This is a genomic window from Pseudomonas sp. Mn2068 (genome assembly GCF_049319725.1).
In the GTDB taxonomy this organism is placed as follows: domain Bacteria; phylum Pseudomonadota; class Gammaproteobacteria; order Pseudomonadales; family Pseudomonadaceae; genus Aquipseudomonas; species Aquipseudomonas gingeri.
In genome coordinates this window covers 79226-99972 of record NZ_JBMOUG010000004.1, presented here as the reverse complement: position 1 = coordinate 99972, position 20747 = coordinate 79226, and the positions used below count along the sequence as shown (strand labels likewise).

Annotated in this window: 17 protein-coding genes and 1 pseudogene; 9 read left to right on the top strand and 9 right to left on the bottom strand. The window is 61.0% G+C overall.

All coding sequences use genetic code 11. From position 1 onward, the window contains the following. The 3 genes from ACL9RJ_RS11170 (at position 1) to ACL9RJ_RS11160 (ending at position 3905) form a co-directional block, all read left to right on the top strand. Positions 1 to 1416: an MBOAT family O-acyltransferase gene (locus ACL9RJ_RS11170; protein ID WP_422765252.1), complete on the top strand. Its 1416-nt coding sequence runs from the start codon at positions 1 to 3 to the stop codon at positions 1414 to 1416. Then, positions 1416 to 2564 carry an alginate O-acetyltransferase AlgX-related protein gene (locus tag ACL9RJ_RS11165; RefSeq protein ID WP_422765251.1) on the top strand — a complete coding sequence of 383 codons (1149 nt, stop codon included), beginning with the start codon at positions 1416 to 1418 and terminating at the stop codon, positions 2562 to 2564. Before ACL9RJ_RS11170 ends, ACL9RJ_RS11165 begins: the two co-directional genes overlap by 1 nt. A 102-nt stretch (positions 2565 to 2666) precedes the next feature. Continuing rightward, positions 2667 to 3905, top strand: a complete 1239-nt coding sequence (locus tag ACL9RJ_RS11160) for a phospholipase D-like domain-containing protein (RefSeq protein WP_017123671.1) — start codon at positions 2667 to 2669, stop codon at positions 3903 to 3905. 123 nt (positions 3906 to 4028) lie between these two features. Here ACL9RJ_RS11160 and ACL9RJ_RS11155 read toward each other — a convergent pair whose 3' ends face one another. Continuing rightward, complete coding sequence (locus ACL9RJ_RS11155; protein WP_103032743.1) at positions 4029 to 5426, bottom strand: amino acid permease; 1398 nt, start codon at positions 5424 to 5426, stop codon at positions 4029 to 4031. 220 nt (positions 5427 to 5646) lie between these two features. Further along, the gene (locus tag ACL9RJ_RS11150) at positions 5647 to 6492 is read right to left on the bottom strand and encodes a helix-turn-helix transcriptional regulator (protein WP_178990697.1); all 846 of its coding nucleotides are present in this window, start codon (positions 6490 to 6492) and stop codon (positions 5647 to 5649) included. A gap of 85 nt (positions 6493 to 6577) precedes the next feature. Between ACL9RJ_RS11150 and ACL9RJ_RS11145 the strand changes: the two genes are divergently transcribed. Then, positions 6578 to 7201, top strand: coding sequence for a glutathione S-transferase family protein (locus ACL9RJ_RS11145; RefSeq protein WP_422765250.1), 624 nt, complete (start codon positions 6578 to 6580; stop codon positions 7199 to 7201). Between the two features lie 97 nt (positions 7202 to 7298). Next, a complete protein-coding gene (locus ACL9RJ_RS11140; protein WP_177117732.1) occupies positions 7299 to 8084 on the top strand; it encodes a DeoR/GlpR family DNA-binding transcription regulator in 786 nt (261 codons plus the stop codon). Positions 8085 to 8087: 3 nt separating this feature from the next. Here ACL9RJ_RS11140 and ACL9RJ_RS11135 read toward each other — a convergent pair whose 3' ends face one another. Next, entirely contained in the window at positions 8088 to 8960 is an 873-nt protein-coding gene (locus ACL9RJ_RS11135; protein WP_422765249.1) for a DUF4087 domain-containing protein, read from the bottom strand. Positions 8961 to 9160: 200 nt separating this feature from the next. Here ACL9RJ_RS11135 and ACL9RJ_RS11130 point away from each other — a divergent pair, with 200 nt between their 5' ends. From ACL9RJ_RS11130 to ACL9RJ_RS11115, 4 genes and pseudogenes are all read left to right on the top strand, one after another. Next, the gene (locus ACL9RJ_RS11130) at positions 9161 to 9658 is read left to right on the top strand and encodes a sterol desaturase family protein (protein WP_422765248.1); all 498 of its coding nucleotides are present in this window, start codon (positions 9161 to 9163) and stop codon (positions 9656 to 9658) included. Positions 9659 to 11292: 1634 nt separating this feature from the next. Next, positions 11293 to 11757 (top strand): annotated as a pseudogene (locus ACL9RJ_RS11125) (NYN domain-containing protein); the annotation flags it as partial. Positions 11758 to 11999: 242 nt separating this feature from the next. Further along, positions 12000 to 13937 carry an ATP-binding protein gene (locus ACL9RJ_RS11120; protein ID WP_422765247.1) on the top strand — a complete coding sequence of 646 codons (1938 nt, stop codon included), beginning with the start codon at positions 12000 to 12002 and terminating at the stop codon, positions 13935 to 13937. Between the two features lie 393 nt (positions 13938 to 14330). After that, the gene (locus ACL9RJ_RS11115; protein ID WP_177062221.1) at positions 14331 to 14609 is read left to right on the top strand and encodes a DUF3077 domain-containing protein; all 279 of its coding nucleotides are present in this window, start codon (positions 14331 to 14333) and stop codon (positions 14607 to 14609) included. 114 nt (positions 14610 to 14723) lie between these two features. Here ACL9RJ_RS11115 and ACL9RJ_RS11110 read toward each other — a convergent pair whose 3' ends face one another. The 6 genes from ACL9RJ_RS11110 to ACL9RJ_RS11085 form a co-directional block, all read right to left on the bottom strand. Then, entirely contained in the window at positions 14724 to 15014 is a 291-nt protein-coding gene (locus tag ACL9RJ_RS11110; protein ID WP_178964374.1) for a type II toxin-antitoxin system RelE/ParE family toxin, read from the bottom strand. Further along, positions 14977 to 15240, bottom strand: coding sequence for a CopG family ribbon-helix-helix protein (locus ACL9RJ_RS11105; RefSeq protein ID WP_177065195.1), 264 nt, complete (start codon positions 15238 to 15240; stop codon positions 14977 to 14979). Before ACL9RJ_RS11105 ends, ACL9RJ_RS11110 begins: the two co-directional genes overlap by 38 nt. A 289-nt stretch (positions 15241 to 15529) precedes the next feature. Beyond that, positions 15530 to 15751, bottom strand: coding sequence for a formate dehydrogenase subunit delta (locus ACL9RJ_RS11100; RefSeq protein ID WP_422765246.1), 222 nt, complete (start codon positions 15749 to 15751; stop codon positions 15530 to 15532). After that, positions 15748 to 18636, bottom strand: a complete 2889-nt coding sequence (gene fdhF / locus ACL9RJ_RS11095) for a formate dehydrogenase subunit alpha (protein ID WP_422765245.1) — start codon at positions 18634 to 18636, stop codon at positions 15748 to 15750. The genes ACL9RJ_RS11100 and fdhF overlap by 4 nt, the downstream gene beginning before the upstream one ends. Then, the gene (locus tag ACL9RJ_RS11090; RefSeq protein WP_422765244.1) at positions 18633 to 20195 is read right to left on the bottom strand and encodes a formate dehydrogenase beta subunit; all 1563 of its coding nucleotides are present in this window, start codon (positions 20193 to 20195) and stop codon (positions 18633 to 18635) included. The genes fdhF and ACL9RJ_RS11090 overlap by 4 nt, the downstream gene beginning before the upstream one ends. Continuing rightward, a complete protein-coding gene (locus ACL9RJ_RS11085; protein ID WP_017123685.1) occupies positions 20192 to 20668 on the bottom strand; it encodes a formate dehydrogenase subunit gamma in 477 nt (158 codons plus the stop codon). Before ACL9RJ_RS11085 ends, ACL9RJ_RS11090 begins: the two co-directional genes overlap by 4 nt. Between the last annotated feature and the right edge of the window lie 79 nt (positions 20669 to 20747).

The window sequence follows — 20747 nt, the reverse complement described above, 5'->3', positions numbered from 1 at the left end:
ATGGTTTTCGCCTCGCTCGAGTTTCTGACGCTGTTCCTGCCTGCGTTCCTGCTGGTCTATGCCCTGGCAAGACCGGGCTGGCGCAATGTGATCCTGTTGATCGGCAGTTGGTTGTTCTACGGCTGGTTGAGCCCGTTGTTCCTGTTCCTGCACATGGTCCTGACCGTGCTGGCGTGGGTCGGCGGCCTGCTGGTGGATCGTTCCCGGGAAGACGGGAGCGGGCGGATGCGGCTGCTGATTGCGCTGATCGTGATCAACACCGCGGTGCTCTGCTGGTACAAGTACGCGAATATCCTCGCCGCTACCTGGAACGACCTGATCACCTGCTACGGTGCCATGCCCATGGCCTGGCAGCGGGTGGCACTGCCGGCGGGGCTGTCGTTCATTGTCCTGCAGGCGATTTCCTATCTGGTCGACGTACACCGGCATGTGGTGCCGGTGGAGCGCAGCTTCGTCAATTACGCGACCTACATTTCCATGTTCGGCCACTCGATTGCCGGGCCGATCATCCGTTATGACTGGGTGCGGAGGGAGCTCAACCAGCGTTACTTCAACTGGGTGAACTTCTCCCTCGGTGCGCGCCGCTTCATGATCGGCATGTGCATGAAGGTGCTGGTGGCGGACACCCTGTCGCCGCTGGTGGACGTGGCCTTCCACCTGGACCAGCCATCCTTCGTCGATGCCTGGATCGGCTGCCTGGCGTACTCGTTGCAACTGTTCTTCGACTTCGCCGGCTACAGCGCCATGGCCATCGGCCTGGGGTTGATGCTGGGCTTTCACTTTCCGGAGAACTTCAACCGGCCGTACCTGGCCTACAGCATCCAGGACTTCTGGCGGCGCTGGCACCTGTCGTTGTCCAGCTGGCTGCGCGACTACCTGTACATCGCCCTCGGCGGCAATCGCAAGGGCACCTGGAAAACCTATCGCAACCTGTTCCTGACCATGGCCATCGCCGGCCTGTGGCATGGCGGCGACAGTTGGAACTACCTGTTGTGGGGCTCGGCCCACGGCGTGGCCCTGTGCATCGATCGTGCCTGGTCGCGCTCCAGCCTGCCGGGCCTGCCGCTGTGGGCTTCGCATACCGCGACGCTGTTGTTCGTGTGCCTGGCCTGGACGCTGTTCCGCTCCCCGGATTTCGCCACGGCCCTGAGCATGTATGGCGGGCAGTTCGGCCAGCATGGCTTCGCCCTTGGCGATGCGCTGGCGGTGACCTTGCGCCCGGTGCACGGCCTGGCGGCCCTGCTGGGGCTGGTGTGCATCCTCGCGCCGCTGTTGCAGGCTCGATGTGAAAGACGATTCGCCGACAGTGCGTGGTTCGTGCTGGCAGCGGCCCTCTGGCCCGTGCTCGGGTTCATCCTGTCGTTCGCTCTGATCGCCAGTCGTGAAGCCGTGCCCTTTCTGTACTTTCAATTCTGATGACCAAGCCAACGCAATCCCCGTCGACCGCGCCCACGCCACCTACCGAACTGGCGTTGCGCGCCAGCCCGCTGGCCGGGGTGATCTTCACGCTGTTCCTGTCCCTGGGCTTCCTGTCCTGTGTCTGGCTGATGCTCAAGGGCTCGATCGAGTTCGTGCCCAAGGTGGTCACCCGGGACATGTTGCTGCATGGCGATATCACCCATCGTTTCGCCAAGACCCTGTCCGACGCGCCGGCGCCGAAACAGGCCGCCGACCTGGAGCGTGGCGCCAGCTGGCTGGTGTTCGGCGACCTTGGGCCACGGGTGCGTGAGGGCTGTCCCGGCTGGTTGTTCCTCACCGATGAATTGCGGGTGAACCACAACGCCGCGCTCAATGCCCGGGCCAAGGCCGGGGCGGTGATCGAGTTGCAGCAAGGGCTGGCCAGGCGCGGTATCCAACTGATGGTGGCGGTGGTGCCGGACAAGAGTCGGATCGTCGCGTCGCAACGGTGCACGCTGGCTCGCCCGGCGCTGCTGGCTCCACGCATCGGCGAATGGCTGACCCTGTTGCAGGGCGCCGGCGTGCCGGTCCTGGACCTGACCCCGACGTTGCAGGCGGTGGGGATGGGGGCCTATCTGCGCACCGATACGCACTGGAGCGAAGCCGGTGCCAAGGCGGCGGCGGGGCAGGTTGCCCGGGCGGTCGCAGGGCTGAAATTCACTGCGACGCCGCACAAGCGCTTCGATCTGGTGACGCAGGCGAGCGCGGTGCGCCCAGGTGATCTGGTGCGCCTGGCGGGGATCGACTGGTTGCCGCCGATGTTGCAGCCTCGAACCGAAAGCGTGGCCGCGACTCAGGTGAAGGAGCAGTCTGAAGAGACCGCCGGTGCCGACAACCTGGACGATCTGTTTGGCGACGACAACCTGCCCAACACGGCGCTGATCGGCACCTCGTTTTCGCGCAACTCGAATTTCCTCGGTTTCCTCGAGGCCGCGCTGGGCGCCCCTGTGGGTAACTTCGCCAAGGATGGCGGCGAATTTTCCGGAGCGGCCAAGGCCTACTTCGACAGCCCGGCGTTCAGGCAGACGCCACCCAAACTGGTGGTCTGGGAGATTCCCGAGCGGGATTTGCAGACGCCGTATGGTAACGATATACGGCTACCCTGAGGGTTGATGGAGCGTTCCTTGCGCGTTGCGCGGGAACGACCGGCCAGCCGCGTGGTGCACGCCCGGGGTGAGGGCCGTCCTACCTTTCCCGACGAGACATCTATGCCGATCCACCTGAAGTTTCAACCGGCACGCTCAAGCGTCGCCATGGCGGGCCTGATCGGCCTGTTGCTCAGTCCGCTGGCCCAGGCGGACTTTTCCATTGCGGGCTTCGAGCTGGTGCACAGCGTGCCGCTGGCGACGGATCTCGCGACCCCGGACCTGCGCCAGCCCGGCGAGGTCTGGATCGAACTGTTCGACGGCGCGCAAAGCCGTATCGATATCGGCCAGTTCTATACCGCCGATCATCCCGGCTCGCTGATGGACAAGGTGCTCGAAAGCCTCGAGGCCGCCGGCCAGCGTGGGGTCAAGATCCGTTTCCTGCTGGAGGAAAAGGGCCTGGCGCTTTCCGATGAGGCGACCCTGGAGCGGCTGCGCAGGATTCCCAACCTGACGTTCCGTGCCCTGCCCTACGCACGCGTGGGGGGCGGCATCATCCACGCCAAGTATCTGGTGGTGGATGGTCGCCTGGCCTTTATGGGCAGCCAGAATTTCGACTGGCGCTCGCTCGAACATATCCATGAGACCGGTCTGCGCATCAGCGACGAGACCATGGTCGGCCAGGTGCAGGCGATCTTCGATCAGGACTGGAAAGCCCAGGCCGCGCTGGCCGACAACAAGGCGGTGCCGTTGCCCAGGGCCGGCAAGGAGCCGGCGCGCACCGGCAACTACCTGGTCGCCAGCCCGCAACGCTACAACCCGCCCGGCGTCGGCGATTCGCAGCAGGAATTGCCGCGCTTGCTGGCCGAGGCGAAACGCGAGGTGCGGGTGCAATTGCTCGATTATGCACCACTGTCGTCCGCTCCGGACAACACCCGTGCGTACTACGCCGTGATCGACAATGCCCTGCGAGCCGCTGCGGCGCGTGGCGTGTCGATCAAGCTGATGGTCTCCGACTGGAACACCGGCATGCCGGAAGTCGCCTATCTGAAAAGCCTGGCGGTGCTGCCCAATGTGCAGGTCAAGATCGTCACCTTGCCCCAGGACCCGCAGGGCTTTATTCCCTATGCGCGAGTTATCCACAGCAAGACGATGGAAATCGACGGGCAGGTGGCCTGGGTCGGCACCAGCAACTGGCTGGGCGGCTACCTCGACAACTCGCGCAATCTGGAAGTGGTGATGCGCGACAGTGCCATGGCCGAGCGGATCGAAGCGTTGCATGAGCAACTGTGGGATGGCCCCTATGCGTGGCCGGTGGATATCGTCCGCGACTACCCGCAACCCCATCCGGGCAAGCCCTGATAATACGGGACCGACGGCGATCGTTCCCACGCTCCGGCGTGGGAATGCCTGACCGGACGCTCCGCGTCCAGTGCCGGCGAGGTGACGCGCAGCGTTTTGCTGCGCGTGGGAACGATCAGGCGGTCAGGTCGGGCGGGCCGAACCCTTCGCCAGGCGCAGGCGGTACAGGCCGTAGATGAACAGCACCCACACCGGCATCACGTACACCGACACGCTGATGCCCGGGATCATCAGCATCACGCCGAGGATCAGGGCGACAAAGGCCAGGCACAGGTAATTGCTGAACGGCGTCCAGAACGCCTTGAAGCCAGGCACCACGCCTTGCTGCTCCATGGCCTTGCGGAATTTCAGGTGGGTCAGGCTGATCACGATCCAGTTGATGATCAATGAAGCCACCACCAGCGCCATCAGCAACTCCAGGGCCTCATGGGGGGCCACGTAGTTGACCACCACGCACAGCAGCGTCACCAGCGCCGAGACGCCGATGGCCCGTACCGGTACGCCTTGCCTGTTCAGCTTCATCAGCGACTTCGGCGCGTCGCCCTGCTCGGCGAGGCCGAACAGCATGCGGCTGTTGCAGTACACGCCGCTGTTGTACACCGACAGAGCGGCGGTGAGGACCACCACGTTGAGGATCTGTGCCGCGGTGTCGCTGCCGATCAGGGCGAAGATCTGCACGAACGGGCTGCCGCTGTAGGCATCGCCGGAGGCGCCGAGGGTGGTCAGCAACTGGTCCCATGGGTACAGCGACAGCAGCACGGTCAGCGCGCCGACGTAGAAGATCAGGATCCGCAACACCACCTGGTTGATCGCCTTGGGGATCACCTTGCGCGGTTCGCTGGCCTCGGCGGCGGTGATGCCCACCAGCTCCAGGCCACCGAAGGAGAACATGATGAAACACAGCGCCATCAGCAGGCCGCTGATGCCATTGGGGAAGAACCCGCCGTGGCTCCACAGGTTGCTGACCGTGGCCTGCGGGCCGCCGGCGCCGCTGATCAGCAGGTAACAGCCGAGGGCGATCATGCCGACAATCGCCACCACCTTGATGATCGCGAACCAGAACTCGGCCTCACCGAAGGTCTTCACATTGGTCAGGTTGATCAGGTTGACCAGCACGAAGAACACCGCCGCGCTGACCCAGGACGGCACCTCGGGCCACCAGAACTGCACGTACTTGCCCACGGCCGTGAGCTCGGCCATGCCCACCAGCACATAGAGCACCCAGTAGTTCCAGCCGCAGAGGAAGCCCGCGTAGCCGCCCCAGTACTTGTGGGCGAAGTGGCTGAAGGAGCCGGCCACGGGCTCCTCGACGATCATCTCGCCGAGCTGGCGCATGATCAGGAACGCGATAAAACCGCAGATCGCGTAGCCGAGGATCATCGCCGGGCCGGCCGACTTGAGCACCCCGGCGGAACCGAGGAACAGCCCGGTGCCGATCGCCCCGCCCAGGGAAATCAGCTGGATATGGCGGTTCTTCAGGCCGCGCTTGAGCAGACCCGGTGTCAGGTTGTCACCTGTCATTGCTTCACCTTCTCTAGTTTTTCTTCTCAGCGGGGCCCTGAGCGGGTCAGGTGTGCAACCGGGACTGAGTGCTCGACATAAGCGGCGTGGATATTAAATCCCGAAGGTGGGGGGCTCAAGTATTACGCGGGCTCGAGGGCAAATTAGCGGTGGAATCGGAGGTTTCCGACAGGAGCGTGCCTGGAACCTCGGGGTCGGTTACACCGATTGCGCGGGCGGCTCAACGCGTCCGGCGAAAACTGCCGGGTGTCACCCCGACCACCTTCTTGAAGGCCCGGGCCATATGACTCTGGTCAAAGAAGCCGCAGGCGAAGGACGCTTCGGCAATCCCGGTACCCAGGCGCAGCAACTGCTGCACCCGGGCGATTCTGCGCTGGATCTGGTACTGGTGCGGGGACACGCCGACATTGGCGCGGAACACCCGGATCAGGTACAGCGGCTCCATGTCCACCAGCCTGGCCAGTTCTTCCAGGGGAATACTGCGCTCGAACTCGTCGTCGAGCTTCTGCTTGATCCGGGTGACCGCGTGCCGCTCGAGGGCCGGCGATGGGACGATGCCGACGCCGTCGCGCTGGAACAAGCAACTGACCAGTTCCAGCAGGGTGGTCTCGCGCTCCAGCGTCTGGCCGGCCTGTTCGATCAGTCGATGGGCGCGGAGAAACACCTGGGCAAAGTGCGGATCGTGGCTGATCGCGTGGTGAAACAGGTGGATATGGTCCGCGGCAACGCGCTGGCCCAGCACGGTTTCGTTCAACCAGGTCGGATCGATATACAGCATCCGGTACATCCAGCCCGTGTCGCAGCCGGCCAGGCCGTCATGGATTTCCCCCGGACTGATGGTCACCACGCTGGACTGCCCACCCAGGTAGTAGCCGCCACGGTAATAGAGCTTTTCCACGCCGGCGCTGATCACGCCGACGGCATAGCGCTCGTGGGAGTGACGGCCGAATGACTGGCTGCTGTAGCGCGCCGACAGCAGTTCGCAGTCGCCCTCGCTGATTCGCCAGAAGCGCGAGAAGTCCCGCCCGGTGGTGTCAGGTGTCCCTGGAAGCTGATGCTCGCTCATGACCCTGTCCAGTTTTGTGCAATACGGGGGAAAGGTGGGCCGATAAATTTAGCACCCACTCCATTGCGCAAGCCAGGTAAAAACAATGTCGACAACGCTCGTTATCGGGGACTACAACAGCTCTTCGTGGTCTTTTCGTGCATGGCTGGTCCTCAAGGCCGCCGGTGTTTCCTTCGAGGTCGTCCAGGTCAAACTGGGCCAGGAAAACACCCGCGCGGCGATTCTCCAGTATTCGCCCTCGGGCAAAGTTCCGGCATTGCTGACCGAGGGCGTGGTCATCAACGATAGCCTGGCGATTGCCGAGTACATCGCGAACCTGCATCCCGAGGCCCAGCTGTGGCCGCAATACCCGATCCCCAAGGCCCTGGCCCGGGCTGCCGTGGCGGAGATGCATTCGGGCTTCAGCCATCTGCGCACGCAGCTGTCGTTCGGCTTATCCACAGGGGATATGGCGCAAGCGCTGACGGTCGAGACGAAGGAGGAGATCCAGCGCATCTTCAGCCTCTGGAGCGACCTGCGCACGCGGAGCGCTTCCAGCCGTTTCCTCTGCGGCGAGTTCGGCATCGTCGACGCGATGTTCGTGCCGGTGGTGTTCCGCTTCCGCCGCTATGGCATCGCGGTGCCTGACGCCTTGCAGGACTACGTGGCACAGGTGCTGGAACAGCCGCTGGTACAGGAGTGGCAGCAACTGGCCGGCGAAGAAGCCTGAGGGCTGACCGCGGGTCGGCGGGCGAGTGGTGCGGGGGCGGTTGGCTGGTATATAGTCATGCCTGAGTCGGCACAAACGTGCGTAATCGGGCATAAACATGCAAAACCTTCATCACGCCTCCGAGCTGCCGCACCTGCGGCGGCAGAAGATCCTGTTGCTGCTGGAGCGCGACGGCAAAGTCATGGCCTCGGACCTCGGCCAGCATTTCGCGGTGTCGGAGGACACCATCCGCCGCGACCTGGCGGAACTCGCCCAGGCCGGGCTGCTGCAACGGGTCCACGGCGGCGCCTTGCCGCGGCCCAAGGATACGGGCAAGGACTACTTCACCCGCATCGCCGAAACCAACGAAGTGAAACGCTACCTGGCGCAACTGGCGGTGCGCCGCATCGAAGAGGGCCAGATCGTCCTGTTCGACTCCGGCAGCACCACCTTGCAGATCGCCCAGTCACTGCCCACGGGCATGTCCATCACCGCTGTCACCTGCTCACCGATGATCGCCATGACCCTGGCCGAACACAAAGGCGTCACGGTGATCCTCGCCGGGGGCACGCTGAACCCGCTGACCATGGCGGTGGGTGGGCATGAAGCGGTACGGCTGATCCAGGGCATCAAGGCCGACCTGCTGTTTACCGGCGTCTGCGCGATTCATCCGGAAGTCGGCATCAGTTGCCTGCGCTACGAAGAACTCGCGGTGAAACAGGCACTGCTGGACAGCGCCTCCCATGTGGTGGCGGTCACCACCGCCGACAAGCTCGGCGCGGTGGAACCATTCGTGGTGGCACCTTGCTCGCGATTGCACACGATGATTACCGAGCACCAGGTGAGCGACGATATCGAGACCTATCGACGCATGGGGATCGAGGTGGTGCAAGCGGAGGTTTGACGGTTACTTCTCGTCGAACCGCACCGAACGGATGATCGCGCTGAGGGTGTCGAAATCCTGGTAGTAACCCACGGTGTCGAACAGCAGCTGCGTCCTGGCGTTGTAGACAATTGCCATCAGGCAGGTGCCGCCGGCGGCGTGGAAGCCGGTCTCTTCATCGCCGACGCCACAGGTCTGGGTCGTCTGCATGCCTTTCCAGCCCGGGCCTTCGATCAGGTCGACGGGGCTGGGTGAGTCCATGCCGGCGCTGCGCATCCAGACGCCGTCTTCGAGGGAAAAGATCATGCTGTCGGCGGCCTGTTCCAGTGTGCCGTGCTGGACACACAGGTTGAGGGTGTACTCCTCGTTGGTCCTGGTCTTGGGCTGGTTGAGGTTCAGGCACTCCTTGACCTTGCTGACCTTCCAGCCTTTCGGGTAGCTGAAACTGAAGCCTTCGGCCTGATAGGACTTCATTTCCCTGACCGGGCCTGACGTGGGGTCCGCAGCCGGAGCGAGCGGGTTTTCCGGCTCGCGCAGGGTCGCATCGTTGCGACAGGCGGCCAGCGGCCGGGCGGTGGCCTTGGTCAGGTTGTCCAGCCGATGGGTTTCGGGATCGGCGCTGGCGGTCATGCAGCCGCAGCCATAGCCGTAGTGGCCGTTGGTGCGCACCCACTGCGCATCGCTGAACTGCGGCCAGTCGCCCTCGGCCTGGTAGCCGCCCTGGCTGGCGATTTCCCAGGTGCCGTCGCGGTCGCTGAGGGTGGCGTTGGCCGGTGTCGGGTTCTCGAACCAGCCGCAGCGGCGTTCAACCTTGGCCGCGGCATGGGCCGGAAGACTCAGGCAAGCGAAGGTGAATGCGAGCAGGCAGAGCTGGCCGGGCAGGAAGAGGCGGGGCATGGAACGTCCTTGTCGGTGATCGTCACGGGGCGGCGCGGCACGGGCGTGCTGGCCGGCAGTTCGCGTGATGATAGCCAATATGGGGCTTTTCCCCCAGCGACGCCTGTCGCGGCAGGGCTCGATTTTCGCGCCCGGCAAGGTATGCTTGGACACCTTCTTCCGCTTGATTCCCTGACGTTCCCGCGAGCCGACAGCGTTCCATGATCAGCCACCTTGCCCTGTTCCTCTGCACCCTGGTCGCCATGGAGGGAGTCGGCTACCTGGCGCACAGGTACGTCATGCATGGCTGGGGCTGGTTCCTGCACCGTTCGCACCACGAGGAACACCTGGGGGCGTTCGAGAGCAACGACCTCTACCTGCTGGTGCTGGCAGCGGTGGCGATCACCCTGATCGTGCTGGGCAATACCGGGCACGATCCCTTGCAGTGGATCGGCGCCGGCGTCGCGGCCTTCGGGATCATCTACGTGGTGGTGCATGACGGCATCGTGCACCGCTACTGGCCGTTCCGCCCACGGCCGCGCAATCGCTACCTGAAACGCCTGTACCAGGCGCACCTGCTGCACCACGCGGTGAAAGGGCGCACGAACAGTGTGTCGTTCGGCTTCCTGTATGCGCCGCCGTTGCGCACGCTGAAGCGCCAGCTGCGCGAATCGCGGCGTGGCGTTGAGTGTCGTGCTGAGGCGGGCGAGCAGGCCTGAGTCGGGACGAAAAAAAACCGCCTTAGTAGGGCGGTTTTTTGCGCAAATCCAGTATGAAACTGATTTGCTGATCTCATCGAGACCTTCACGTGGACGGTTCAATGTTACTGAGACTCTTGGTGTTGTGCAACGCTCATCCACCGGGAGGGTTGGCTGGAACAAAGACTGGCTCAGTCTGAAATGTCTTGATTGAACTTCGCCGAAAAAAAAGCCTGATGGAAACATCTGACGACTGGCGCTCGGATACGATGTCGGCGCTCTCACGTTAAAGGAGTGCTATGAGGCAGCCAGGCCTGCGCGCGCAATTTCGGACCTCCTGACACGGCTTAGTAACCCGTGCCGGATTCGCTCAGGGGGCCATCAGCCTGGCCGCCTCATGGAGTCCTTCACGTGGACTTGAAGGCGTACGTGTTCCGGTAAGTACGCTGGAGGTTTGGCCCACCTTGGGGGCCAAAGTATGTCAAAGATCCTGCGACGTACCTGGAGCCTCGTAGTGAACGCATTCCGGGCTTATCGCCTGTATGAGTTTCTACGGGATCATTTCGATAACCAGCGGTAAGGGTTGTTGAGGTGGCCTGCCCCGACTTCGGTCGGGACGGGTTTAGAATTATCGCTGGCTACCAACCGCCATCCCCAATTGCATCGTTCACTGAGCCGCCGCCGGTGTCTCGCTCTGTTCGTCGCCGAAAAGTCGGGGGCGAAAAAAAACCGCCTTAGTAGGGCGGTTTTTTCCGCAAAGCCGGCTTCTTGAAGTCAGTTTGCTTGTCTCATAGAGATCGTTAGCGCGCGGTCGATTTTACGGGGACCACGTGCATCTCGCAATACCTTGCGATATTGCTGCCTTGGCAATCGTTGAGGCACGCGCAACCTCGAAATGTCTTGATTCAGGTTTGCTGCCAAACCGGTCTATTCAGCGGCAGAAGCTTGGATATTATGTCTGCGCTCCCTCACTGCGGTACTTTCAAAGACGGCCAAGCCTGCGCGCGCATTTTCGGACCCCCTGACACGGCTTAGTAACCCGTGCCGGATCTACTCAGGGGGCCACCAGCCTGGCCGCCTCATAGAGCATCGTTAGCGCGAGACTTGAAGGCGTACGTGTTCCGGTAAGTACGCTGGAGGTTTGGCCCACCTTGGGGGCCAAAGTATGTCAAAGATCCTGCGACGTACCTGGAGCCTCGTAGTGAACGCATTGCGGGCTTATCGCCTGTATGAGTTTCTACGGGATCATTTCGATAACCAGCGGTAAGGGTTGTTGAGGTGGCCCGCCCCGGCTCCGGTCGGGGCGGGTTTTAATTCGTACAAAGTTCGCGGAACACTCCTGCAAATACTTTGTAACACTCGGACCTGTAGGAGCCGGGCTTGCCCGCGAAAGCGCCGGCCCAGACGGCGCGGACCTGAAGTGAACACCGAAAAATCCCCACCGTACCCATCCTCCTTTAGTCGTAAACCCCAGCCCGGCCAGTGGACGCGGTAATGCCAAAATAGTAGCGTCGCCCTCAAAGCCCCCGCTACTGGCGTGCCAACGCGCCAATGCCCCAGGCCTTCATGTTCGTTAAGGAAGACGTAGTGAACTGCCTGTCGGGTACTGATCACCTTCAGCCCGCCCCCTGGCAGTCACTTTTCAAGGATGAGTGATGGCTGCCAAATCGCCCCACAACCACCAGCAGAAGCACCTGGCCGTGCTGATCGATGCCGACAACGCCCAGGCGGCGATTGTCGAAGGCCTGTTCGAGGAAATCGCCAAATACGGCATCGCCAGCGTGAAACGCATGTACGGCGACTGGACCTCACCGCAACTGGGCAGTTGGAAAAAGCTGATGCTGGATCACTCCATCCAGCCTATCCAGCAATTCGCCTACACCAAGGGCAAGAACGCCACCGACAGTTCGCTGATCATCGATGCGATGGACCTGCTCTATACGCGTCGGTTCGACGGCTTTTGCCTGGTATCCAGTGACAGCGACTTCACCCGGCTGGCCGCGCGCTTGCGTGAGGAAGGGATGACGGTCTATGGCTTCGGTGAAGAGAAAACACCTAATCCGTTTGTGTCGGCTTGCGACAAGTTCATCTATACCGAGATTTTGCGGGCTGAGGTGGCGGTTGAGCAGGGTGGACAGTGGATGAGAACGTCACAATTCTTGTCTCGATCAAAAATCAAAAGAGTAGTGAGACCTATTGATCTAATTTTTAATTATAGCGCTGACAACTCTTGGCGCTGGGTTTGGTAGGGGGGGTGTTTGTTTTGTGTGTGGCGAAAAGCTTGCCTAAAAGAGTTTGTGTTGTTTGTGTTGTGGTTTTTGATTTTTTTGTCTTTGGTCTTTATAATATGTGAGGTTTTATAATGAGTGCTATTGCTATACTTGATAGGGCTAGGACAGCTATAGAGTTAGGTGAAAGTCATTTTCGAGAGTTTAAGAGTGCTTTGGAAGGTGCTCCGGGATCTAAAAAGAAACGTCCAGCTAAAGATATTGCTACCAATATCGCCCAAACGTTGGTGGCTTTCGCTAATGCTGATGGTGGTGAGCTTTTAGTAGGGGTTGAAGATAATGGAGAGGTTACTGGGTTGTTGGGCTTCACGGAAAGTGAGTATGAAGTTCTTGAAGCTGCTCCAAATAGTAGGATTCACAAGGATACGCCTTTGCCAGGAGTGAGAAAACATAGGCTGTTGATTGACGGGAAAAGTGTAATATATTTTTCTGTACCGAAAAGCGTTCAGTATGTTCACGTTACTACGGATGGTAGGTGTTTGCAGCGAAGGGATCTTGAGTCCGCCCCCGTCGCAGCTGAGACTATTCAGTTTGATCGTCGGGAGATAAAATCTCGCGAGTATGATAGAGGTTTTATTGATGGCGTCTCTGCTGATGAGTTAAATCTTGATTTGGTTAAAGCTGTTGCTGATCAGGTACTTAAGGGGATGTCTGCTGAGAAGTGTCTTCAGTACCTGGAGTTGGGTGAGTATGGGCTTTCTCAGCTTAAACTAAGGCGTGCAGCATTATTGCTTTTTGGTAAAGAACCTCATAAGTGGCACCCTAGGTTGCAAATTAGAATTCTGAAAATAGATGGAAATGAGGTAAGAACTGGAGAGGACTATAATGTAATTTCTGATCAGACGATTCAAGGTAATATCTTAACTTTGATAGATAGTGCTTGGGAGGCGATGCGGCCGTTTTTGATTCAAACAAAAATTGATAGTCATGCTCGATTTGAGCAGCGATCTATTTATCCCGAATTGGCCTGTAGGGAAGCATTACTAAACTCTATTGCGCATAGGGACTACTCTGATGAGGGGCGAGGTATAGAGGTTTACATATTTGATGATCATTTGGAAGTTAGGAATCCTGGCGCGTTATTAAGCTCTATGCGTTTAGAGGATATAATTGGGCAAAAAGGTGTTCATCAGTCGCGTAATACCTATGTGGCTAGGGTTCTTAGAGAGCTTGGGTATATGCGGGAGCTCGGGGAGGGTATGCGCCGAATTTATGAGTTGATGAATAGAAATGAGCTGGCTCCTCCTGTTTTAACTAGTCGCACAGATGGCTTTAGCATTACTTTGACTAATAGGGCGATGTACTCTCCTAAGGACTTGTTGTGGTTGAGCCAGTTTGATCATCTGGAACTGGATAGGGAGATGAAGTCTGTAGTTCTCTTGGGGCAAGAGGGACGTATTTTTTCTGCTGCCCAAATTTGGGAGGCAGTTGGTATAGTAGATACTGAAGACTATAGGAAATTGGTGGAGTCGCTGTTTAAGAATGGCGTGCTGGGGAACGAAATAGAAAGAGATGCGGCTAGAAGGCTTGCCCAAAGAAAGAAAATTCCTTTTAGGGCTTTTCCGCGCTACAGAATTGTTACGGAAAAAAGTGCGCAAGGTGAGTTGCACGGGTCGTTAGGGAGAACTCCGGATATAGATTCTGTGGCGGACAAAGGGAAGGGGCAAGAGGTGCCCGTTTCTTTAGTTGGTTTTGCTATGTCAGATGACTTTTTAAGCTCTGAAAGCTCTGAATCCTTAGAAACGAAAAAGCTATTTGTTTCTAATTTGCCATTGAAAGTAAAAGATGATGATATTTTTGATTTGTTTTCACAGTTTGGTGTGATTGTTGATCTTAAAATTCCTAGAAGGTTTAATAAGGGTAAGGGGTATTGCTTTATTGAGTTTGAAAGTTGTGCTTCTGCGAGTTCTGCTATTGCTATGCATGGAAAATTAATATACATGGGTGGTAAGTTGGCGGTGAAGAAGGCAATGCTTAAAGTACGTGGTGATGTCACTGGTAAAAGTGAGTAGGTCGTGAGTATTGATTATCTCGGAAATATCTCGCCTCAAACGCTCCCTTGAATGCTCTTGGTGTCACGCTACCCTTGAATTGTCGCTGCCAATCCAGCGACCAGGCCTGGAAACCTGTGGAACAATAGGCGCATAGGCGCCACCATTCATCACGACTGCTGGTGTTTTTTTGTGCCAGTATCTCCGTGTTATGGCGGCTGTGCGCGGGAGGCCTTTGGGTCTGCCGGGTTTTCCTATTGGCCCGGTTTCCAGCCTGCGTACAGCTGCCACCCACTCGCCTGGAAACGAACGTGGTAGCTCTCTCACATTAGGAGCCAAGCGTATGAGTGTTTCTTGTCAGTCGAGTTTTCAGGTTGTAACCCCCAGCACCCAGGCATTCGCCGGAGGTGCCCAATGACCACGCAACCCCCCATCAAAACCCTCGGTGCCGTCACCTTTTCTTCCTGCGGTTCCCAAGGCCGTGAGCTGTTTCGCGTGAATGCCGATGTGCCGATTCTGGAGGCCATGGAGCACGCTTCCATCCTGTTGTATTGCGCCAAGGTACTGTCCCTGGATGCTGCTCTGGAAACCGACGGCGAGCGTTATGCCTGGGCCTCGCATTACCTGGGGGAAATGGGTAAGGCGGTAATTGATGATCTGACGCAGGGGATGTTGCGTGAGGCGTCGGTGTAGGCGGGTGATGTCCGTTTGAGATGCAGATTGGCGGTGAGTGTCGGCAGGCTCACCGCGTCATCGTTCTTCGCGAGCAAGCTCGGCTAGTACCGGTGTGTGCGGCAATGGCCGAAATCACCAGTCTTCCGCACGCTCCGTGCGTTGGTGGAGGGCGCGCAATATCTGGACTTCGCCATGAATCACGCGGTACGGGGCGATGAAGGGGAATCTGGATAGAACCAACTCTCTGACACCCGGCTGTTGGGAGGCTCTGCCCAATCCTGTAAAGGTTTCCAGTTGTTCCAATGCCTCAAAAATCTGAGCGATCACGCCATCGGCGAATGCTGCGCCCAAGCGTGATGCGTAGTACTCATGAATCGCCTCTAAATCACTGTCCGCTTTGTCCGTCAACGCGATGTTTGGCACGGTTCACCCACTTGGCCTTGATGGTTTTCAGATCGGTCAGGTGACCCGCGTCTGCGTCGGCGACGCCCTCGGCAATGGCATGGATGTGCCAGGATTCGGCTTCGATGTAACGGGCCAAGGCGCGCTTGAGGTGGTACTGGCGATCTCGATCAGTTGCCGCTGACAACTGATCGAGCTGTTCGACCAACACCTCGTCGACACGAAATGACAGCACAGGGGAAGCCATGGTTGAGCCCTCGTCAGCTGATGTATACATCGTATACAGATATTTTGAATGTATACCCTTGGAGGCGTGTATTTCAACCGCTGGCTGAACTGCCGGACGAACGATCTCCTTGTCCCCGATAGTAAATACGAACGGGACTCACAGTCTCAGCCGTAAGGTTTCAAAAAGCTGCCGACATTCCTTTTGCGCCGCAGACGCATGGCGCGGGTGGTCAACGTTGAATACGGCAGGAAAGCCCCTTGGCCTGTTTTCAGCCAGCCAAGGAGCAATCCCAGCGGACAGCGCGAACCTAGGCCTCCCACCCCGCCCCACTGACCGCTTCCCGTGCCAGTGGATGCAGGTCCGCGCCTTGATGCGTGGTTTGCCAGGCCAGCAGTTCCTTGCGCATCCCCGGCGTCCAGAACATCTGCAGATGGTTGCGTACGCCCAGCACAGCCTGGTGCTGGTCCGGTTCGCTGGCGAAGTACTGGGCGATCTGGTTGGCCATCTTGATCAGGTTTTCAGTGCTCATCGGCGTACCTCCGCTTTTGCTCCGGCACCGCGCGCATGGCGGCGTTCGTCGAGCAGGCGTTGTTGTTCGTCACTGAAGGCCTGGAAGCGTTTCTGCCACTCGGAAGGGTGATACACACGGCTGACTTCCACGGCGGTGACCTTGTACTCCGGACAGTTGGTGGCCCAGTCGGAGTTGTCGGTGGTGATGACGTTGGCGCCCGATTCCGGGAAGTGGAAGGTGGTGTACACCACGCCCGGAGCGACCCGTTCGGTCACCCGTGCGCGCAGCACGGTCTGGCCCGCGCGGCTGCCGATGCCGACCCAGTCGCCCTCGTTGATACCCCGGCTCTCGGCATCGGTCGGGTGGATTTCCAGGCGGTCTTCGTCATGCCAGGCGACGTTGTCGGTGCGCCGGGTCTGGGCGCCGACGTTGTACTGGCTGAGGATGCGTCCGGTGGTCAGCAGCAGCGGATAGCGGTTGTTGACCTTTTCCTCGGTGGGCACGTAGCCGGTGAGCATGAAGCGCCCCTTGCCGCGCACGAACTGCTCGATGTGCATGGTCGGCGTGCCGTCCGGCGCCGCGGCGTTGCACGGCCATTGCAGGCTGCCATGGCTGTCCAGGGCGGCGTAGCTGACGTTGGTGAAGGTCGGCGTCAGGCTGGCGATTTCATCCATGATTTCCGACGGGTGCTTGTAGTTCATCGGATAGCCCAGGGCGTTGGCCAGGGCCACGGTCCCTTCCCAGTCGGCCTTGCCGCCCAGCGGCTCCATGACCTTGCGTACCCGCGAGATACGCCGCTCGGCGTTGGTGAAGGTGCCGTCCTTTTCCAGGAACGAGCTGCCCGGCAGGAACACGTGGGCGAACTTGGCGGTTTCGTTGAGGAAGATGTCCTGCACCACCACGCATTCCATGGCCGACAGCGCCGCGGTGACGTGCTGGGTATTCGGATCGCTCTGGGCGATGTCTTCGCCCTGGCAGTACAGGCCCTTGAAGCTGCCGGCCAGGGCCGACTCGAACATGTTGGGAATGCGCAGGCCCGGATCGGGTTGCAGGGTGACGTTCCAGGCCTGTTCGAACTGCGCCCGTACCACTTCGTTGGAGATATGCCGGTAGCCGGGCAGTTCGTGGGGGAAGGAGCCCATGTCGCAGGAACCCTGGACGTTGTTCTGCCCCCGCAGCGGGTTGACGCCGACGCCTTCGCGGCCGATGTTGCCGGTGGCCATGGCCAGGTTGGCGATGCCCATGACCGCGGTACTGCCCTGGCTGTGTTCGGTGATGCCCAGGCCGTAGTAGATCGCCGCGTTGCCGGCGCCGGCGTAGAGGCGGGCGGCGGCACGGATGTCGGCCGCGTCGACGCCACAGATCAGGCCAAGGACTTCCGGCGAGTTTTCCGCGCGGCTGACGAATTCGCTCCAGCGGGCGAAATCGCTGCCTTCGCAACGGGCGTCGATAAAGGCCTGGTCGAGCAGGTTCTCGCTGACGATAACGTGGGCCAGGGCGTTGAGCATGGCGACGTTGGTGCCGGGGCGCAGGGCCAGGTGCAGGTCGGCGCGGGCATGCACCGAGTCCACCAGGTCGATGCGCCGCGGGTCGATGACGATCAACCGGGCGCCCTCGCGCAGGCGGCGCTTGAGTTGGGAGGCGAACACCGGGTGGGCGTCGCTGGGGTTGGCGCCCATGACCAGGATCACGTCGGCCTGCATCACCGAGTCGAAACTCTGGGTGCCGGCGGATTCGCCCAGGGTCTGTTTCAGGCCGTAGCCGGTGGGCGAGTGGCAGACCCGCGCGCAGGTGTCGACGTTGTTGTTGCCGAAGGCGGCGCGCACCAGCTTCTGTACCAGGTAGGTTTCTTCGTTGGTGCAGCGGCTGGAGGTGATGCCACCGATGGAGTCGCGGCCGTATTTCTGCTGCAGGCGACGGAATTCGCCGGCGGCGTAGGTCACCGCTTCATCCCAGCTGACTTCCTGCCAGGGATCGCTGATGTGCTTGCGGATCATCGGTTTGGTGATGCGATCCGGGTGGGTGGCGTAACCCCAGGCAAAGCGGCCCTTGACGCAGGAGTGGCCGTGGTTGGCCTGGCCGTTCTTGTCGGGAACCATGCGCACCAGTTGGTCACCTTTCATCTCGGCGCGGAACGAGCAACCCACGCCGCAGTAGGCGCAGGTGGTGATCACGGCGTGTTCGGGCTGGCCCAGTTCGACCACGCTTTTTTCCATCAGCGTCGCGGTGGGGCAGGCTTGCACGCAGGCGCCGCAGGACACGCATTCCGAGTCGAGGAAGTCCTCGCCACCGGCGGCCGCGACCCGGGACTCGAAACCGCGTCCGGTGATGGTCAGGGCAAAGGTGCCCTGGGTTTCTTCACAGGCGCGAACGCAGCGGTTGCAGACGATGCACTTGCTCGGGTCGTAGTCGAAGTAGGGATTGGAGGTGTCTTTCTTGTCGGCGAGGTGGTTTTCACCTTCGTAGCCGTAGCGCACCTCCCGCAGGCCGACCTGGCCGGCGACGGTCTGCAACTCGCAGTTGCCGTTGGCCGAGCAGGTCAGGCAGTCCAGCGGGTGATCGGAGATGTACAGTTCCATGACGTTGCGCCGCAGGGTGGCGAGCTTCGGCGTCTGGGTGTGCACGGTCATGCCTTCGCTGACCGGCGTGGTGCAGGACGCCGGGTAGCCGCGCATGCCGTCGATCTCCACCAGGCACATGCGGCAGGAGCCGAAGGCTTCCAGGCTGTCGGTGGCGCACAGTTTCGGAATGCTGGTGCCCAGCAACGCGGCGGCGCGCATGACCGAGGTGCCTTCGGGCACGCTGATGCTGCGGCCGTCGATGGTCAGGGTGACCTGCACCTGGCTGTCGCGGGCAGGGGTGCCCAGGTCGATATCGGTTTTCGGGTCGAAGAGAGTGATCATTGGTCGGCCTCCGAGGGCTGCAGACCGAAGTCGGCGGGGAAATGCTTGAGGGCGCTGGCCAGCGGATAGGAGGTCATGCCGCCCAACGCACACAGCGAACCGTATTGCAGGGTGTCGCACAGGTCCTTGAGGATGATCGCCTGTTCATCGCGACCGCCCTGGTCGGGTGCGGCCAGCAGGCGATCGATCACCTCCACGCCGCGGGTGGAGCCGATGCGGCACGGGGTGCATTTGCCACAGGATTCCTCGGCGCAGAACTGCAGGGCGAAGCGCGCCATGCGGGCCATGTCGAGGCTGTCGTCCGCCACCACCACGCCACCGTGGCCGAGCATGGCACCGATGGCGGCGAAAGCTTCGTAATCCAGCGGCGTGTCGAATTGCCCGGGTGGCACCCAGGCACCGAGAGGGCCACCGACCTGGGCTGCCTTCAGCGGCCGGCCACTGGCGGTGCCGCCGCCATAGTCTTCCACCAGCTCGCGCAGGGTCAGGCCAAAGGCCCTTTCGACCAGGCCGCCGTGACGGATATTGCCCGCCAGCTGGAAGGGCATGGTGCCCAGGGAACGGCCCATGCCGTAGTCGCGATAGAACTGCGCGCCTTTCGCCAGGATCAGCGGCACCGAGGCCAGGGTCAGCACGTTGTGCACCAGGGTCGGCTGGCCGAACAGGCCTTGCAGGGCGGGGATCGGCGGCTTGGCGCGGACGATCCCGCGCTTGCCTTCGAGGGAGTCCAGCAGCGCGGTTTCCTCTCCACAGATATAGGCGCCGGCACCGACGCGGACTTCCATGTCGAAAGCCTGGCCGCTGCCGCTGACATTGGTGCCGAGATAGCCGGCGGCGCGGGCGATGTCCAGGGCTTCGCGCAAGGTCGCCACGGCCTGGGGATATTCCGAGCGTACATAGATGTAGCCGTAGCTGGCCCCGACGGTGAGGCCGGCAATGGCCATGCCCTCGATCAGCAGGAAGGGGTCGCCTTCCATCAGCATGCGGTCGGCGAAGGTGCCGGAGTCGCCTTCGTCGGCGTTGCAGACGATGTACTTCTGCGCAGCCTGGGTACCACGCACCGTGCGCCATTTGATCCCGGCGGGGAACGCCGCGCCGCCGCGTCCGCGCAGGCCGGAATCGAATACGGCGGTGGCGGTCTGTTCGCCACCGAGGGCGATGGCCCGGGCCAGGCCCTCGAAGCCGCCGTGGGCACGGTAATCCTCCAGGGACAGCGGTCGGGTAATGCCTGCGTGAGCGAACAGCAGGCGTTGCTGGCTCTTCAGGTAGGGCAATTCTTCCACGGGGCCGAGGGCCAGTGGATGGGTGGCGGGATCACCTTGCAGGGCGTCGAGCAGCGACGGCACGTCGGCGGCGGTCAGCGGACCGAAGCCGATACGGCCTTGCGGGCTGTCGATTTCCAGCAGCGGTTCGAGCCAGTACAGGCCACGGGAACTGGTGCGGTGCAACTCCTGCGGCAGATGGCGCTCCCGGGCCTGGGCGGCAAGGGCCGCGGCGACTTCATCGGCACCGACGGCGCGGGCCAGGGAGTCAGCGGGCAGATAGAGGCTGGGCATCATGCGTCCTCCCGGCAGGCGTCGAGCAGGGCATCCAGGCGTTCGGCGCTGAGCCGTGCATGCACCTGGCCATCCAGCTCCAGGGCGGGCGAGCAGGCGCAGGCACCGAGGCAATAGACCGGACGCAGGCTGATGCTGCCGTCGGCGCTGCTGCCGTGGTCGTCCAGTTGCAGGCGCTCGCGCAGTTGCGCGGCGAGCTGCTCGGCGCCGCGACTCTGGCAGGACTCGGCCCGGCACAGGCGCAGGATATGTCGGGCCGGGGGGGCGGTGCGGAAGTCGTGGTAGAAACTGATCACCCCGCGAACTTCGGCCTGGCTCAGGTTGAGGGCGTGGGCAATCTCGGGGATGGCGGCATCGGGGATGTAGCCGATGCCCGCCTGAATCTCATGAAGGATGGGCAACAGTGCGCCGGGGGAGCCTTTGTGGCGCTCCAGCAGGCTGTTGACCATAGGCAGGTGCAGCATCTCATCAGGCATACAGCATTCCTCACGGTCACGGACAAACCACAAGGTCGTCGGTTGTCCGAAAGTGTCGGCTGCGGCATTCACACCACGT

Coding starts and splice junctions, on each gene's coding strand:
- ACL9RJ_RS11120 (WP_422765247.1), top strand. CDS start 12,000: ATGAGTGCTATTGCTATACTTGATAGGGCTAGGACAGCTATAGAGTTA.
- ACL9RJ_RS11160 (WP_017123671.1), top strand. CDS start 2,667: ATGCCGATCCACCTGAAGTTTCAACCGGCACGCTCAAGCGTCGCCATG.
- ACL9RJ_RS11115 (WP_177062221.1), top strand. CDS start 14,331: ATGACCACGCAACCCCCCATCAAAACCCTCGGTGCCGTCACCTTTTCT.
- ACL9RJ_RS11150 (WP_178990697.1), bottom strand. CDS start 6,492: ATGAGCGAGCATCAGCTTCCAGGGACACCTGACACCACCGGGCGGGAC.
- ACL9RJ_RS11130 (WP_422765248.1), top strand. CDS start 9,161: ATGATCAGCCACCTTGCCCTGTTCCTCTGCACCCTGGTCGCCATGGAG.
- ACL9RJ_RS11135 (WP_422765249.1), bottom strand. CDS start 8,960: ATGCCCCGCCTCTTCCTGCCCGGCCAGCTCTGCCTGCTCGCATTCACC.
- ACL9RJ_RS11140 (WP_177117732.1), top strand. CDS start 7,299: ATGCAAAACCTTCATCACGCCTCCGAGCTGCCGCACCTGCGGCGGCAG.
- ACL9RJ_RS11155 (WP_103032743.1), bottom strand. CDS start 5,426: ATGACAGGTGACAACCTGACACCGGGTCTGCTCAAGCGCGGCCTGAAG.
- ACL9RJ_RS11090 (WP_422765244.1), bottom strand. CDS start 20,195: ATGATGCCCAGCCTCTATCTGCCCGCTGACTCCCTGGCCCGCGCCGTC.
- ACL9RJ_RS11085 (WP_017123685.1), bottom strand. CDS start 20,668: ATGCCTGATGAGATGCTGCACCTGCCTATGGTCAACAGCCTGCTGGAG.
- ACL9RJ_RS11105 (WP_177065195.1), bottom strand. CDS start 15,240: ATGGCTTCCCCTGTGCTGTCATTTCGTGTCGACGAGGTGTTGGTCGAA.
- ACL9RJ_RS11170 (WP_422765252.1), top strand. CDS start 1: ATGGTTTTCGCCTCGCTCGAGTTTCTGACGCTGTTCCTGCCTGCGTTC.
- fdhF (WP_422765245.1), bottom strand. CDS start 18,636: ATGATCACTCTCTTCGACCCGAAAACCGATATCGACCTGGGCACCCCT.
- ACL9RJ_RS11100 (WP_422765246.1), bottom strand. CDS start 15,751: ATGAGCACTGAAAACCTGATCAAGATGGCCAACCAGATCGCCCAGTAC.
- ACL9RJ_RS11165 (WP_422765251.1), top strand. CDS start 1,416: ATGACCAAGCCAACGCAATCCCCGTCGACCGCGCCCACGCCACCTACC.
- ACL9RJ_RS11145 (WP_422765250.1), top strand. CDS start 6,578: ATGTCGACAACGCTCGTTATCGGGGACTACAACAGCTCTTCGTGGTCT.